This is a genomic window from Sporosarcina quadrami (assembly GCF_014836615.1).
Taxonomy (GTDB): domain Bacteria; phylum Bacillota; class Bacilli; order Bacillales_A; family Planococcaceae; genus Sporosarcina; species Sporosarcina quadrami.
In genome coordinates this window covers 15,720-31,171 of record NZ_JACSQN010000026.1, presented here as the reverse complement: position 1 = coordinate 31,171, position 15,452 = coordinate 15,720, and the positions used below count along the sequence as shown (strand labels likewise).

Below are 15,452 nucleotides of genomic sequence, written 5' to 3'. Positions count from 1 at the left end.
TTCTAGAGGTTTTTTATTTTAAGGCAAACGGAGGGCTGTTCGTACAAGTGCTTTCATCATCTTCATGGAATTCCTCCTTATCGTTTTCTTCTTGAATGAATGCGGGTACTTTTCCACTATTGCCATTTTCTCATGACGCGATTGAACAATAAAGAATTCAGTTGCGGCTAAGCTTCATTGTATGCGACAACTTTTTGAGATTATTTGTGATGGCGGCCTGATTTGTAAATTACAACAAGAGACTAACTAATTGTGGACAAGCTGAAAAACCCCTTTGATCCTGTTAATGGACGAAAGGGGTTTTGCTGTTGTTGCGTATTTACGTTGTAGCGGTAAAAAGAATTAGTGCTTGTAATGAACAATTGGAAACTGCATAGCTACTTACGTTACGCTGATTTTAAGCGCAATGGGCCGTTAGCTTCCGGGATATTAGTTATATCCAAAGCATTCATTGTACAGAAGTATTCCAGGAACTTCTTCGCTAGCGCAATTTCTTTTTCATCCGTTTTCAATGCAATAATGTCTTGGATGATTTGTGCGGTCCATATATTGTCGTAATAACGGAATTTACCGGAGTTCCATGTAGTACGTTCCGGATAGCTTGCGTTCATATAATAATTCCAGAAAAGCATTTGGTCTGCTTCTTGCTCCGTCAGTTCAATTTTGAATTCTTCATGTGTCGGGACTAATCCATCAGTACCGAGATCGCCGGAGAATACTTCATGAACCATGAACAGTCCTAAAATCTTTCTTTCTTTTTCATCTTGGTTGGCATTTCGCACGGTGAGGAGACCTGCACTGTTAGGGCGTAGACGGGCTACTTTATTTGGCTGTCCTTTGTTTGCCCCGCTTCGAACCGTTCCTGTAGAAATTTTCCAATCTGTAAAGATCTCTTGTTGCCTATCTTCATCAAGCCAGAAAGCAATTTGAGAACTTTCATGAATTTTATGGTCTTTCAACATATCTCTTCGCTGTTGTTCAAGTAACAAACGCTCTTTTTCTTCCGCGCGCTTCTTTTCAATCGCTTCCTGTTCCTGCTGTTTTTTCAAAAAGAGATCTTCGAACGTTTTAGCAGTTAGGGGGTCATTGAGTGTCAAGAAGTTTTCGAAAGCATCAGGGTATACGAACTTTTTAATGTCTGTATTAAAATCGACAGTAAGGACAGAATCTTCATGTTCAACAATATTACCTTCACCGAACACTTTATGCGTGATTTCTTCATTAAGTAAATTCATGAATCCACTCTCCTTATATTTTATATTGTAACATGAAATCAGAAATTTCGCAAACTTATAGTTGACAATGGTTATTTAGGTGCGGTACAATACCCTGTTTCGTTTTTATATGAGAGCACTCGGCTCCCTCAGTTTTGCCAATTTTGCTTTCTGTTATTCAAACGTAAAAAAGCACTGTCCGTTATACAGAACTGCGCTTGTAAATAGTATGATACGTGCATGGATAGTATTCTGAAGTTGAATGGTTTTTATTCATGAATGCGACGGTTTGATTTGTCCATAAACTGCATGATGGGTGCACGAGTTGCTACACTTTACGCTCAAATCCTCCGTACCTCGTCCCTTGGAACGTAAGTATGCCGAAATCACCTTCAGCGAGCATGCCGTACTCGCGATCAGCGACTTTGAGTTCCATTCGGTCGCCACTTTCGACTTGGAAAGTCACGTAATAATCGGTAGAAGCTGCCGTGTCGTTTCTGCCGCCCCATGTGTTTGTTCGCTTTGTAATCACTTGTGCAGGAACGGTGAGTCGTGGGGAACTGTTATTTGTTGACCATTCACCAATCCCTTTAACAAGTGAAAAAATAATACTGCCAATGACAATGACAAAAATAATACCTATGAAAATAGGTGCGAGTGAAAATATTGTGCCGTCAAAATTAGTAAATCCCATTGTCTCTCCTCCCTTTTAACTAGTATACGTGTTTAACGAATAGATAGTTTCAATGGCATGTAAACAAACTGGATGATTATAATCAATGACCGCGGGTACTTTAGGAATAGGGATAGCGCTCGGATGAAGAAGTGCTTCAGTGTGTAGAAGGAGGAGAGGGACGATGGGTAAACAGTATGATTTGATTGTGCTTGGTACAGGTTCTGCGGGAACGATTGCTGCCGAGAAATGTAAGAAAGAAGGTTGGTCCGTAGCGATTATTGACGACAGACCGTTTGGCGGAACGTGTTCACAAAGAGGGTGCGATCCGAAAAAAGTGCTTGTTAGTGCAGGTGAACTTATCGATTGGAATGAACGGATGATTGGTCTCGGAATCGAAGGGGAACTGGAGATTTACTGGTCTGATTTGATGGCGTTCAAGCGCACATTTACAACATCTATTCCGGAAGATACCGAAGATAAATTCAAGGAACTTGGTTTTGATATGTTTCATGGCAATCCGTACTTTGAAAGTGAGAATGAAATTCGTATCGGTGACGAAGTACTGACGGGCAAGTACATTTTAATCGCAACAGGTGCGCGGCCTGCGAAAATTGGGATGGACGGGGAAGAGCATTTGGCGAAAAGTGCTGATTTCCTCGAACTTGATGAGTTGCCTGAACGAATCGTGTTCGTAGGCGGAGGCTTCATTTCATTTGAATTTGCCCATCTTGCAGCACGAGCAGGAGCGGATGTACATATTCTCCATAGAAGTGATACGCCGTTGAAACAGTTCGATCAGGATCTTGTGAAGTTTTTACTGAAGCGTTCGGAGGAGTTAGGGATTAAAGTTCATTTGAATGTTGAAGTAGAACGTATCGTGAAAGATGGCGAGGCGTTTATTGTAAAAGGGAAGAAAGATGGAGAAGTATGGGAGACTGATTACGTCGTGCATGGTGCAGGTCGCGCGCCGTCGCTCGATTTAAATTTGGAAGCGGGCAATGTTGAGCGCGATGAAAGAGGTGTGCGTGTCAATGACTATTTGCAAAGCATTAGTAATCCGTATGTTTACGCAGCGGGTGACGTGGCGTCAACTGACGGGCCGCCGCTCACACCGGTTGCAGCGACGGAATCGCATATCGTTGCAAAGAATATGATCAACGGCAATACGTTGAAAGTTGAACATCCAGTTGTCCCATCTGTCGTTTTCACTATGCCGAAACTCGCAGCGGTCGGTATGAGTGAACAGGAAGCGCAAGAATCGGGACTCGATATCGAAGTGAAATTCAAGGAAGTGACAGACCGTTTCACGTATCGACATACGAATGAAGCGTATGCAGCTTATAAAGTGATTATTGATAAGAAAAATAGCATTATTCTTGGCGCGCATCTGTTGAGCGGGGAGGCCGATGAACTCATCAATCATTTTGCAATGGCGATCCGTTTCAAGGTGCCGATTGTGGAATTGAAAAAGATGAATTTCGCGTACCCGACAGCCGCATCGGAAATCGCGTATATGGTTTGATTAGAATAATAGAGGGGTTGTCCCGAATGTCGATGGCCAGTCGATTTCGGTACAACCCTTTTGTCCGTTACGGAACGTTTACAAAATCTGCGTCAATTCGGAATTAAGAACTCTTTGTGCGACGAGAATCACACCAGAATTCGTGATTCCGTAAACGGAGTAGATACCGCCGTTTTGGTTGGGAACAATTTCAACTTCGTATTGTGCTGTGTTAGCACCTAAACCAAGTGTTCTGAATGTCGACGCATTAGCTGCTGCGCTGAAGTTCGATTGCGTAATGAGTTGGCGACTTCCGTTTAGTCTATAAACTTTAACGACGCCAGAAAGCATTCCACCCGTGCGGTTAAGAATCTTAATACGTACAGCGGTTGCATCTGTCGGCAAGTTGCCTACGTTTTCAATCGGTCCTGTTGTAAATGGCATTATATACACCTCCTTCCGGAAATTCTATAATCTGCAGATTACATTTTCATAGTATTCACCGCTTGACACGTGCGCTGAGCGAATTAACCAATTTAGTAAAACTATGAACTGAAATAGTAGGTGGATTTATCAAGTGTGTAGTTGTAAACGCTATTATGACGGTAATCTTTGGGGGGATGCCTGTACAGCTACTGGGGAAAGTGAGTGGTAGGAAGCGATGATTATTGCATTTTACTGAATTAGAAAGATGCATGTTCATTCCACTGGAAATTCGCTATAATGGTAGAGCCTGTTTGTTTTGATTTGATTAAATAAGAATGCTTGAATAGATAAATGGATTGTTGAAAGGGGAAGTATAGGTTGACGAATTTAAGAGATGTTACGCTCGTGGCGGAAATTGACCATCTAGATGAAAAAGGTAATGGACAAGCTGTTATTTGGCGTGAAAGTGATAAAGGGAATAATCCGAGGAAGTTGAAGCTGACGATTCCGCAGACGCTGCGCGGCGAATCGGTTGAAGTGTTTGTCGATAATCCCGATAAGCGGAGACGTAAAGTGATGCCCGTGGAGATTTTGGATGCGAGCCCCGAGCGGACGGAAGCGCCTTGCCCGCATTTTGAGTTGTGTGGTGGATGTGTGTGGCAACATTGGACGTATGAAGGTCAGTTGAAGCATAAGACAAAAAAAGTGAAGAAGGCGTTGAAGCGCGAAGGGATGGATCCAAGTCTCGTGCTTGACGCAATCGGTATGGACAATCCTTGGCATTACCGCAATAAGATGGAGTTTACGTTTTCGCGTGAAGGCGATATCGGGTTGCATGAGCAAGGGAACTTTAAGAAAATCATTCCGCTTGAAACGTGCCTCATTGCAGGTCGCAATATGGTTGACGGCATGCTTGAAGTGGGCAACTGGGTGAAGGAATTTGGACTGACGGGATATGACAAAGAGACGCGCGAGGGATTGTTGCGCCATTTAATGGTGCGCGAATCATTTGCAACAGGTGAAATGATGCTTGCGTTGTTTGCAACAGCAACGCCTGACGGGGAACTTGCGGATGCTATCGCTAATCTTATTGAGCGCATCACGGCTAAATTCCCAAATGTGAAGAGTTTGATGTGGCTTGTGAACACTGATTTGGCGGATGTGACGCAATCGGAAGATACACATATACTTGCAGGCCGTGATTTCATTTACGATGAAATGGCCGGGTATCGCTATCGTCTCTGGTTCGATACATTCTTCCAAACGAATCCTTTGCAGGCGCAGAAGCTTGTCGACTTGGCGCTTGAAATGGGTAATCCGCAAGAGCATGAGCGGATGATTGATCTGTTTTGTGGTGTCGGTACGTTTTCATTGCCATTCGCGGCACGTGTGAAAGAGCTTGCCGGGATTGAAATCGTTGAGACATCGATTGAATCGGCCAAACGTAATGCGGTCGATAACGATTTGCATAACACAACGTTCCTTGCACGTGACGCGCGTAACGGTTTGGACGAAATGAAAGAGCAGTTCGGTTTTGCGGATTTACTGCTCATCGACCCGCCACGTTGCGGTGCAGGCGGTAAAGTGATGCGCCGAATCGGACGATCCAAGCCGAAGCGGATTGTATATGTATCATGTAAGCCAGATACGTTTGCAACGGATATTGCGGAGTTAGTGCCATTCGGATATACGCTGCAGACTGTGCAACCGGTGGACTTGTTCCCGCATACAGTGCATGTGGAGTGTGTAGCATTGTTGACGCTTGATGAGAGTTTGATTGAAGAGTGAGAATGAAAACGGGAGCCCCAGTAATAGCGGGCTCCCGTTTTTTTGGTGGAAGAAAGTTTCGGGCAGTTGCAGACGCATGGTTGTCACTTTTTGTAAGGGAGGAGGGATTTATCGATTGAATAATTGTGTATATCGATCGAATAGAAGGTTTTATCGATTGAATAATTGTATATATCGATCGAATAACTGTTTTTATCACCATTTTATGACCTTTTACCTATCGGAAACAACAGTCAACCCTCTATCTCAATATCCATTTTGCCGTCGCGGTATTGGGCAAATGGATCCTCGCCGCTAACCGACAGCTTTCCGTTCTGATAAAATGCTGTTTCAGTAAATTTTTTCCGTGTCCCATCAATATTAACTACAACATCGATATGGTGCCAAAATGTGTGTCCGTCTTCATATTCGACACCTCGAATATTGTAGTCGGACAACTGATAACCTTGCTTATCAAGATAGGCCATCTTCTGTTCATACACCGATTCGGCCTCACTTCTTGATAAATCAGTAGGTGTGGTGATGCCGTTCTCGTAGAGGAATAAATTTTTGAAAGCGGTGTCATGATCGCCTTCAATTAATGCATCGTAATACGACGTAATCACTTTTTCAGCTTTTTTCTCTTCAAAAGAAGTACAGCCAGCAAGTCCCGCTGCAAGTATAAGCAGTATAGTAAATAGGATTTTTTTCATCAAATCTTCTCCCTGCGTCTAGTCGTCTATTCTATAAGACGCAGAAAAGTCGATTTTGTTTCAAAAAAATAGCTTTCAGCCCAAAATTAGGGGATGAAAGCAATCTTTAAATGATGGTTACAATGTTCCGGCCATTGCGTTTTGATTCATATAGAGCATCATCTGCGCGAGTGAATAGGCTATTGGCGGTATCCTCAACACGGAACTGTGTGACGCCGACTGAAATTGTAACGGCTATGCTTTCCCATTTCGAACTCGCGACAAAAAGCCGTAACTCTTCAGTGAGGTTGGTCACCTTGGCGGAATCTTTTTCGTGGAAAATGATTGCGAATTCTTCTCCGCCAATTCGTGCGAGAAGATGCGGTTCAGAAATAATTAATTCCATCTTCCTTGCAAGCTCGATTAGCACTTGATCACCGACCGCATGACCGTATATATCATTCACTTTTTTGAAATGGTCGATGTCCAGGATGGCCAATGAAAAAGGAGATGAACTGTTCTCGCGCGCATAATCGACTTGTTCAGCCAGTTGCTTCCGAAAAACTCTGCGGTTACATAAGCCTGTCAGTTCATCATGAGCCGCAAGAATTTGAAGCTCACTGTTCAATTCTTCAAGCTCCCGTTGCTTCGCTTGAAGTTCCAACTGTTTGCTCTCTACATTGTGTAACAAAGCCTGCAATTTATCATTCGCAAGATCGGTCTCTTTCTGCACGCGCTCGGCATTTTTCTTTGCTGTCAACATCTGTGTTTCGTACTCATCGCGTGTCTTGATTTTGACGATGATGCCTTCATACAAACCATCACGTTCATTGACATTCACTAGGACGGGCAACGATTGATTGTCCAATTTGAAGTTCAAGTACATTTCCCGGACCTGTTTATGCACCGAAATGGCAGGCAGGAAATAAGTCTGGAAATAGATGCGGGAAGGCAACGTCAACAAGTCTTGGAAATGAACCGTTTCACTTCCTGATTTCAAGATATTTCTCAATGTCTGATTCATGTCAATGATCTCAAAATCTTCGTTTAGAACAAAGAAACCACATGGGATCCGATCCAATTGTTCATCCATACAATCCTCGCTCCTGTCTAGCTAATGAAACGCTTGATTTCCGCTGCAGTTTCTTCTGGTTCGCTAATATGCGGGTTATGGCCTTTTCCCTTTTTCATAATGACGAGTTCGCTGTTCGGAATGTGCTCATTCAGAAATTCAGCTACTTCTAACGGCACAATGGCATCAGTGGTCGTCTGCAAAATAAGGGTGTCAGCGGGTATTTCCGAAACGTCTTCCCTGTGATCGGAATAGAAAGTAGCAGTTGCAAACTGGCGCGCAATTTCAGGGTCGTTCGAATATAACAACTCTTCGAATCTCTCAACCATTTCAGGATTTTCCTTTGTATCCATCGCAAGCGGTGCTAAATACTTCGACCACTCTTTATAATTCGTTTCCATCATATCGAGCAGTTCTTGAATGTCGCTTTCTTCAAAACCACCATTATAACCTGGTTCGTTCAAATAATGAGGTGAAGGCCCAATCATGACAAGCTTTTTCATCAGTTCAGGACGTTTGATGGAAGCGAGTGCTCCAATCATTCCACTGACAGAATGCCCAACATAGAAAATATCCTTAAGGTCCAGCGCCTCGCAAATCTCCAATACATCTTGTGCATATCCATGCAAGGAACTGTAGCGCTCTTTTGTGTATGCCGACTTGTCACTTCTGCCAGCTCCGACATAGTCGAACATAACCACGCGGTAATCGGACTCAAACGCCGGGATGATTTTATTCCAAACAGACTGATCACATCCAAACCCATGTGCAAAGACAATCGTCTGATCTCCCGAGCCGCTAATATGCACGTGGTTTCGCTTAAGAATATCTATAGTCATATTGATCATCCTTTCTATGCTACGATTTTACCAATGTGTGGTTTGCAATACAACCGATTGACCATAATTTTTGGCAATTGAAACAATACAACTACTAGACTTGTAATGAAAATTGCTTTCTTTGCTTGCTTTCGTGAATTTGTGATAAGTTAATAGACATTAAACTCAGTATAAGGGAGATCACCGATGTTAATATGGATTTTAATTGTCGTCGCAAGTGTTGTCATCTTGGCGCTGACATCGATTATGATAATTATGAGTAAGTACAAAAAAGAGTTACACGCGCAAGAGTGGTATGAAGATTTTCAATATGAATTCAAAGGCGTGGAATGTGGTCATGAAAAGAACATTAAACTAGCAGACACGAATTGGAAGTTCGCTTTCACGTTGAAGAAAGAGAAGAGGTTCACCGTCAATGCGGGACCCATTGCCAACACCATACATCAAGTACATTATCGATTTTTCTGCGATGAATGTGGCAAGAAAAGGTGGTTTGAACAGACAAATTCCGTAAGAGATCATAAAGGTCTGTTTACATTGCGGTTAAAGTATTTGGCCATCGGATTTGTCACACTCATGTTGCTGTTTGTTGGATCGATGAGCATCATCTTCGGTGTAATTGTTGACTAGTTGTGGAGTTTTAAGAATCCATTATAATTCTACTCGTTTAAACTGATAATAGGCTACAAACTATTGAAGAGAGGAATCCATCTGCGATATTGATGGATTCCTTTTTTTATGGAGTTTATTAAAAAACGTCTTACTTAAAAGGATAAGATATCATTGCAATAGAGAATGGTTGCATTAGCAAAATGCTGCCTTTTGTGATTGGTTTCCCAGTGTCTGCATGGTCATTCTTTGTATGGGCGATGTGGATGGGGTAATGACAGGTAATTATTCTGTTGTATTTTTATTCAATTGTAGTGAATAAACTGAATTGTGTCGTGCGCAGGTACCTCGCTTTTTAATTGAGAATTGTTATCATTTATTGTATAGTAGGTTAGTAAATGGCACGTATAATCCATTAAGGGGAGAATATAATGCAAATATACTGGACCAAAATAAATGAAATTATTGAAGAAACGCCTGAGGTGAAAACCTACCTGCTTGACTGTCCGGAAGGTTTTGTATGGGAAGAAGGGGCTCATACACATTTTGCGTTGGAAGGTTTTAATGCTGGAGAAAAGCCGAATCGGGGTCTGATTCGTCATATGTCTATTTCTACTTTACCGCATGAAAACTCAATCGGAATCACAACACGCATTAAAGAGCGGTGTTCTGAGTTTAAATCAATATTAAGAACTCTTGAAGTGGGACATGAAGTTGCAATCTTTAAAACACACTCAAATGTACCACTTAAAAGAGTGAACAAGAATGTCTATTTACTGTCATCAGGTGTTGGATTAGCAACTTTCAGACCGCTTGTACTTGATTATTTTGAACGGACTGACAATGTTAATAAAATTCATTCCCTGAACATTGACTCCTCAAAGAATTTCCTTTTCCCTACTATTTTTGAATCATCATCTGACAAGAAATTCACATCACAGTTCGTCGATAACCGTAAAGAATATTATGAAGAAGTTAAAAGTCTTGCAACAGACAAGGATGGACTCTTCTATGTTGTCGGCAGTGACGAGTTCCTTGTGCAGAATATTGAAGTACTGCGAGAGCAGGGCATTAAGCCGGAACAGATTATGCTCGACAAGCATGAACATAAACTGCCTGAGTTTTTAGCGGTTGATATGCCAATTTAAGCGATGTAATATATTTTATCGGTAAGTATTCAATAGAAGTTTTATTTATTGGCACCATTCTTGAAGAAGAATGGTGCCTATTTCAGTAATACGATAAAAAAATAGGAGAGTGAAATATGGAAACTGACGTTTTTGAACAGATGGCGAAAAGATATGACTCAGAAGATCGAATCGAATTAGCTAAAATTATAGTTGAGGAAATAAGACCATTATTACGTGATAGCAAGTCAAAATCTTTACTAGATTACGGTAGTGGAACTGGTCTAATAAGTTTGGAATTCACGGACTTAGTAGATTCTGTTTTGTTAGTGGATTCATCAAAACAAATGGTAGAAGTTGCGAAAGCAAAAATTGCTCAAAAGGGAATTACCAACACAAAAGTTCTTCATACAGATTTTACTCAAGAAACTCCTAAACTAAAGGCAGACATTGTATTACTGTCACTAGTCCTTCTACATGTTCCTGACACTAAAAAAATAGTACAAGAACTATTCAATATCCTAAATAAGGATGGCATGCTAGTAATTATTGATTTTGACAAAAATGATAAAATCAATCATCCGACAGTTCATAATGGATTTTCACATGAAGAGTTGAAGGCAAGATTATCAGAAGTTGGATTTAAGTCATCTGAAATCAAGACATTCTATTATGGTAAAAATATTTTTATGAAACAAGATGCCTCAATGTTTATATTAAATAGTACAAAATAATCTGTTAAATTATTACAGGTACCTGTGCAAGAAACATTCATGATAATTCAAACAATACGAATAAAAATTCATTGTAATTAAGTAAGTGTTGAAATATAGGCTTTGATGATGAATGAATATTTAATTGTAGTGTATTGTCTGAGTTGTGTTTTGCACAGGTACCTTTTTTTGATTTGCTAATTTAAGCGGAATAATGTATTTTATCAGTAAGTACTAAATAGTTGTTTCATTTCAGGCGCCATTCTTACAGATGAATGGCGTCTATTTCACTAATAAATTTAATTGAATACTACATTAATAAGGAGATGATTTTGTGGGTGATGTCTTTACTACTATTCTAGAAGTTCTGGAAAATTATGAAACTGCAGTTTTTGAAAAAAATGTTGAAAGATTTATGTCCTCATTTAGTCCGGATATTCACTTGTACGATTGTTGGGATGACTGGGAGATAAAAGGTATCGCTCAATGGAGAGAAGTTGTGGACGCGTGGTTTAATGATTTACGAAAGGAAGGCGTGTTGCTTAAAACAGCGTTTACTGATGTAGTAGTTGAGGAACATGGAGATTTGGGTCTAGTTTATTGTGCTGTTACATATGCCGCTCACGACAAATCGGGAGAAAAACTTCGGCAGATGACAAATAGATTCACCTTTGGTTTAAGGAAAAGGAATGAATCTTGGTCCATAGTGCACTCACATTCTTCCCTACCTGTTAGTAGTGAAACCGGGAATGGCATTTTTAATTTGAAATAAAAAATTTGCTCTGGAAGTTTAAGGATCTAGAGGGGGGATAGATATATGGATAACGTTACTTTCAACATTAGAAAAGCCGAAATAGCTGATGCTGCAGAAATAGCTAAAGTACACGTTGACAGTTGGAAAACAACATATGACAACATAGTACCAAATGAATATTTGGCTAGCCTTTCTTATGAAAGTCGTGAACAGATGTGGACCAACGCCATTCCTCATGGGGATATGTATGTAGCAGAAAACAACAGTGGACAGATAGTCGGATTTGCCAAAGGCGGTAAAGAGAGAAGTGGCAACTATAAGGGGTATGACGGGGAGTTATACGCGATTTATATTTTGCAAGAGTATCAGGGGATAGGGATGGGGAAAGCCCTTGTTAAATCAATCATAGAAGACCTTGTTGACATTGGAATACACTCAATGCTAGTCCTTGTTCTGGAAGATAACAATTCTCGAAAGTTTTATGAATCACTTGGAGGCAGAAAAATAGATACTGTTGCTGTAGAGATTGGTGGAAAGAAATTTTCCGAACTTGTATACGGTTGGAAAAATATTGAAGGTACCTGTGCAAGAAACATTCATGATAATTCAATCAATTTGAATAAAAATTCGTTGTAATTAAGCATGTGTTGAAATATAGACATTAATAATGAATGAATATTCAATTGTAGTGTATTATCTGAATTGCACCGTGCACAGGTACCTTAATAATTGGTAAGCATATATATTGTAAATGTTATTTAAGTAGTCTACGATTATATCGTACACGATGTATATTGCGGAGGAAAATGAGGAGGCATTTAAATGACTTCAGTTTATGATTTTGACGTAAAAAAACCGAACGGGGAAACGCTCTGTTTGAAAGAGTATGAAGGCAAGCCACTCTTAATTGTAAATACAGCAAGCAAGTGTGGGTTTACGCCACAATTTGGTGGACTGCAATCACTTTACGATGAATACAAAGAAGACGGACTGGTTGTTCTGGGATTTCCGTGTGATCAATTCAACAACCAGGAGTTCGATGATATTAATGAAACAACAGAGTTCTGCCAAGTGAATTATGGCGTTACGTTCCCGATGATGGCGAAGATTGACGTTAATGGAGATTCGGCAGATCCGTTATTCGACCATTTGACGTCCGAGCAAAAAGGAATGCTTTCAAAGAAAATCAAATGGAACTTCACGAAATTCCTTGTCGATCGGAATGGAAACGTTGTTGAGCGCTATGCTCCACAAACTGCGCCGGAAAAACTGGCGGAAGACGTGAAAAAAGTTTTATGATGAAAGACTTTCTGACGCTCGATAAGCAGCTGTGTTTCGCTGTTTACGAAACGGCAGGCGAGTTCACGAAGCTGTATGCAAGTGTTTTAAAACATTTTGGCCTGACGTATCCACAATATTTGGTGTTGCTCGCATTATGGGAGCAGGACAGCATGACAATGAAAGAGCTAGGTAGGAAACTCGGTCTTGGTACAGGTACGTTGACTCCGATGATTTCCCGTATGCAAGATAATGGTTGGCTGCACAAAGAGCGCTCTATTGAAGACGAACGAAAAGTGTTTGTCACTTTATCGGATAAGGCATATGAAGAACAACCAACTATTACAAAGCGAGTTGCGGAGGAGATTCACCTATGTCAAATCAGCTTAACGGAATATGCGGAGCTGATGGAAAGACTGAATGAGCTACGTGGCAAATTGACAGATCGAACAATCGGTTAAAGAATTCTTAGCATCGCATAAAGCGGTGCTTTTTTTATTTTAGGCACCTTTTCGCGTTGAATATCGTGATTCATTTCGGGAATACCATTCATGACGACTTTACTGTTTACTGTTACACATTATTGTTATTGAAAATAAGTATTCGCTTCACTCAATATATTTATCCTATCTTAAGTATTAACAATATCTGTATTTGATTACGTATGAATATTGATATATCATAGCAGAATAGTTCCCTCCTATTTATTTCCTTTTGGAAACGAAGAGAAAAATTGTTATTTATGAAAAGTTATTCTTGGGAATGTGGAATAAGTAGGTCAAGGAAAAGATATTGGAGTGGATTTTATTGGAGATGGAGAAAATAATAGATAAACATACGCAAGTGAATAGCGGGAAAAAGCCGATAAAAGAAAATGGCTTCTTTACTTTCCTAGTAGAATCCCTAAAGGGGATATCTCAAATCATCTTTATAGAAAATACAATAACAGGACTTCTTATCTTGTTAGCCATTACAATATCTTCGTTTTATTTAGGTGTCCTTGCATTATTGTCTGCAATGATTGGGACGTTCGTTGCGAAAATTGGCGGTGCAGATGAGAAAATGATCAGTCAAGGTTTGCTCGGATATAATTCTGTGCTCACCGGTTTAGCGTTAGGTTTATTTTTAAGTGGCCCTTATATGTGGATTGTTGCATTAGTAGGTGCAGCAATAACGGCAATTTTAACAGCGACTATGATGCATTTTATAGGGAATATTGGAATTCCGATACTTACATTCCCATTTATAATTTTAACGTGGTTTACATTGCTCGCTTCATACAAGTTAAAGAATATTACGTTAAGTGATGAATTGACTCCTCAGAGCTTGGCAAATTGGGAATTGCATATTGCCGGTAAAATTAATGTCCTCGATGGAGTATTCAATGGAATTGGGCAGATCTTTTTCATTACAAATGCTTTACCTGGTATATTACTTTTCCTTGGTGTGTTTTGGGCTAGTCGCAAAATGGGCTTTTATGCGATCATTGGAAATATCGTTGCGTTTATCGTCGCTGTCGCATTAGGTGGGGAGCATGAATTGATCATGTATGGTTTGTATAGTTATAATGCGATTTTAACGATCTTGGCAGTGTCAGTTGTGTTCAATGCAAAAGAAAATCGCTATGCACCCATTACAGGAATTCTAGCAGCGTGCATTACGGTTCCTTTGGCAGCAAGTGTGAGCATTTGGTTATTACCATACGGGCTCCCGGCTTTAACAATGCCGTTTGTTTTAAGCACATGGTTAGTGCTGGGAGCTAGAAAAATTATGCCGAATTTTTAATTCCAGTTAGCCTAAATCTTTAAAACAAGATTTAGGAAGAAATTTATCATCTTGTGCCCACTAATTTGCGCATCCCTATGCCATGCAAAAAAGACTATTCCTGGTAGATTACATTGTTTCCAGGTAGTATAATCTTCAAGACATATCAATTATATTGGAGAAGCATGGAAAAACCGAAGTGGGGGCATCTAAATGATTCAAGTAAGCGATTTGTCCATAACAATAGATGATAAAAAAATAATAAACGATGTCACGTTTACGATTCCACGCGGGAAAATCATGTCTATTATCGGTGAAAGCGGCAGCGGGAAAAGTATGACAGTATCTGCAATTATAGGCATGTTGCCGGCAAATGTGCATGTGCATGGAAAAGTCATCTATAATGGTCAAAACTTATTGAAAATCAATCCAAAAGTTATGGATAGTATTAGGAAAAAGGATATTTTTACAATCTTCCAAGATACGTCAAACAGTTTTAATCCGTCAGTGAAAATGGGGCGGCAATTGTTTGCATATTCAGCAGGACGTGTTGGAGACTCGGTGGAAATATTCAATGAAAAAATGCATTCCATTCTAGATAAGTTAGACCTGTCCCGCGATATCCTCGGCCAATATCCTTTCCAGTTGTCGGGTGGGATGCTGCAACGATGCATGATTGCTTGTGCATTTTACGTGGAACCTGCCTTGCTAATTGCCGACGAACCGACATCTGCACTTGATCGGGTGCGTCAAAAAGAATTTATCGAGTCATTAGTCCAACTCAACGAAGATCGAGGAACAACCATTCTTCTCATTACCCATGACCTCGATCTAGTTGCTGAAACCGCTCATGAAATCGCGGTCATTTACAAAGGAAGCGTCGTCGAAACAGGGACTGTGGAAGCTGTTTTCTCTCGGCCTGTCCATGCATACACAAAGCGTTTATTGGAAAGTCGGTTTTAGGCAATTTTTTCGCAAAAAGAGTTGCCTCGTTTTTCTTTCTTCACTATTCCCGGGCTT

17 protein-coding genes are annotated in these 15,452 nt (G+C 40.4%); 11 read left to right on the top strand and 6 right to left on the bottom strand.

Features of this window, described 5'->3' with window-relative positions; translation table 11 throughout:
• Positions 1–386: 386 nt before the first annotated feature.
• Together H9649_RS17005 and H9649_RS17000 are read right to left on the bottom strand one after the other, a co-directional pair.
• A complete protein-coding gene (locus tag H9649_RS17005) occupies positions 387–1,235 on the bottom strand; it encodes a malate synthase (protein WP_191696098.1) in 849 nt (282 codons plus the stop codon).
• Between the two features lie 307 nt (positions 1,236–1,542).
• On the bottom strand, positions 1,543–1,908 hold the full coding sequence (locus H9649_RS17000; RefSeq protein WP_191696097.1) for a DUF2500 domain-containing protein: 366 nt from the start codon (positions 1,906–1,908) through the stop codon (positions 1,543–1,545).
• 163 nt (positions 1,909–2,071) lie between these two features.
• On the opposite strand from H9649_RS17000, the gene H9649_RS16995 reads away from it, so the two are divergent.
• On the top strand, positions 2,072–3,412 hold the full coding sequence (locus tag H9649_RS16995) for a dihydrolipoyl dehydrogenase family protein (RefSeq protein ID WP_191696096.1): 1,341 nt from the start codon (positions 2,072–2,074) through the stop codon (positions 3,410–3,412).
• A 78-nt stretch (positions 3,413–3,490) separates the two neighbouring features.
• Here H9649_RS16995 and H9649_RS16990 read toward each other — a convergent pair whose 3' ends face one another.
• Entirely contained in the window at positions 3,491–3,835 is a 345-nt protein-coding gene (locus H9649_RS16990; protein WP_191696095.1) for an ATPase, read from the bottom strand.
• A gap of 360 nt (positions 3,836–4,195) precedes the next feature.
• Here H9649_RS16990 and rlmD point away from each other — a divergent pair, with 360 nt between their 5' ends.
• Positions 4,196–5,605: a 23S rRNA (uracil(1939)-C(5))-methyltransferase RlmD gene (gene rlmD, locus H9649_RS16985; protein WP_191696094.1), complete on the top strand. Its 1,410-nt coding sequence runs from the start codon at positions 4,196–4,198 to the stop codon at positions 5,603–5,605.
• Between the two features lie 233 nt (positions 5,606–5,838).
• Here the strand turns inward: rlmD and H9649_RS16980 are convergent, their stop codons facing one another.
• The 3 genes from H9649_RS16980 to H9649_RS16970 all read right to left on the bottom strand — a co-directional run bounded on the left by H9649_RS16980 (position 5,839) and on the right by H9649_RS16970 (position 8,187).
• Positions 5,839–6,297, bottom strand: a complete 459-nt coding sequence (locus H9649_RS16980) for a membrane lipoprotein lipid attachment site-containing protein (RefSeq protein WP_191696093.1) — start codon at positions 6,295–6,297, stop codon at positions 5,839–5,841.
• A gap of 106 nt (positions 6,298–6,403) precedes the next feature.
• On the bottom strand, positions 6,404–7,369 hold the full coding sequence (locus H9649_RS16975; RefSeq protein WP_191696092.1) for a GGDEF domain-containing protein: 966 nt from the start codon (positions 7,367–7,369) through the stop codon (positions 6,404–6,406).
• A 17-nt stretch (positions 7,370–7,386) separates the two neighbouring features.
• Positions 7,387–8,187: an alpha/beta fold hydrolase gene (locus H9649_RS16970; RefSeq protein ID WP_191696091.1), complete on the bottom strand. Its 801-nt coding sequence runs from the start codon at positions 8,185–8,187 to the stop codon at positions 7,387–7,389.
• A gap of 186 nt (positions 8,188–8,373) precedes the next feature.
• Between H9649_RS16970 and H9649_RS16965 the strand changes: the two genes are divergently transcribed.
• From H9649_RS16965 to H9649_RS16925, 9 genes are all read left to right on the top strand, one after another.
• Positions 8,374–8,817 (top strand): hypothetical protein, encoded by a 444-nt coding sequence (locus H9649_RS16965; protein WP_191696090.1) that lies wholly within the window; start codon positions 8,374–8,376, stop codon positions 8,815–8,817.
• A 410-nt stretch (positions 8,818–9,227) separates the two neighbouring features.
• Positions 9,228–9,944 (top strand): ferredoxin reductase domain-containing protein, encoded by a 717-nt coding sequence (locus H9649_RS16960; RefSeq protein WP_191696089.1) that lies wholly within the window; start codon positions 9,228–9,230, stop codon positions 9,942–9,944.
• A 116-nt stretch (positions 9,945–10,060) separates the two neighbouring features.
• Positions 10,061–10,657 carry a class I SAM-dependent DNA methyltransferase gene (locus H9649_RS16955; protein WP_191696088.1) on the top strand — a complete coding sequence of 199 codons (597 nt, stop codon included), beginning with the start codon at positions 10,061–10,063 and terminating at the stop codon, positions 10,655–10,657.
• A gap of 313 nt (positions 10,658–10,970) precedes the next feature.
• The gene (locus H9649_RS16950) at positions 10,971–11,408 is read left to right on the top strand and encodes a YybH family protein (protein ID WP_191696087.1); all 438 of its coding nucleotides are present in this window, start codon (positions 10,971–10,973) and stop codon (positions 11,406–11,408) included.
• A 45-nt stretch (positions 11,409–11,453) separates the two neighbouring features.
• Positions 11,454–12,026, top strand: coding sequence for a GNAT family N-acetyltransferase (locus H9649_RS16945; RefSeq protein ID WP_191696086.1), 573 nt, complete (start codon positions 11,454–11,456; stop codon positions 12,024–12,026).
• A gap of 186 nt (positions 12,027–12,212) precedes the next feature.
• On the top strand, positions 12,213–12,689 hold the full coding sequence (locus H9649_RS16940) for a glutathione peroxidase (RefSeq protein ID WP_191696085.1): 477 nt from the start codon (positions 12,213–12,215) through the stop codon (positions 12,687–12,689).
• Positions 12,686–13,129 carry a MarR family winged helix-turn-helix transcriptional regulator gene (locus H9649_RS16935; protein WP_225229967.1) on the top strand — a complete coding sequence of 148 codons (444 nt, stop codon included), beginning with the start codon at positions 12,686–12,688 and terminating at the stop codon, positions 13,127–13,129. Before H9649_RS16940 ends, H9649_RS16935 begins: the two co-directional genes overlap by 4 nt.
• Before the next feature lie 352 nt (positions 13,130–13,481).
• Positions 13,482–14,453, top strand: a complete 972-nt coding sequence (locus H9649_RS16930; protein ID WP_191696099.1) for an urea transporter — start codon at positions 13,482–13,484, stop codon at positions 14,451–14,453.
• A 192-nt stretch (positions 14,454–14,645) separates the two neighbouring features.
• A complete protein-coding gene (locus H9649_RS16925; RefSeq protein WP_191696084.1) occupies positions 14,646–15,395 on the top strand; it encodes an ABC transporter ATP-binding protein in 750 nt (249 codons plus the stop codon).
• Positions 15,396–15,452 lie beyond the last annotated feature (57 nt).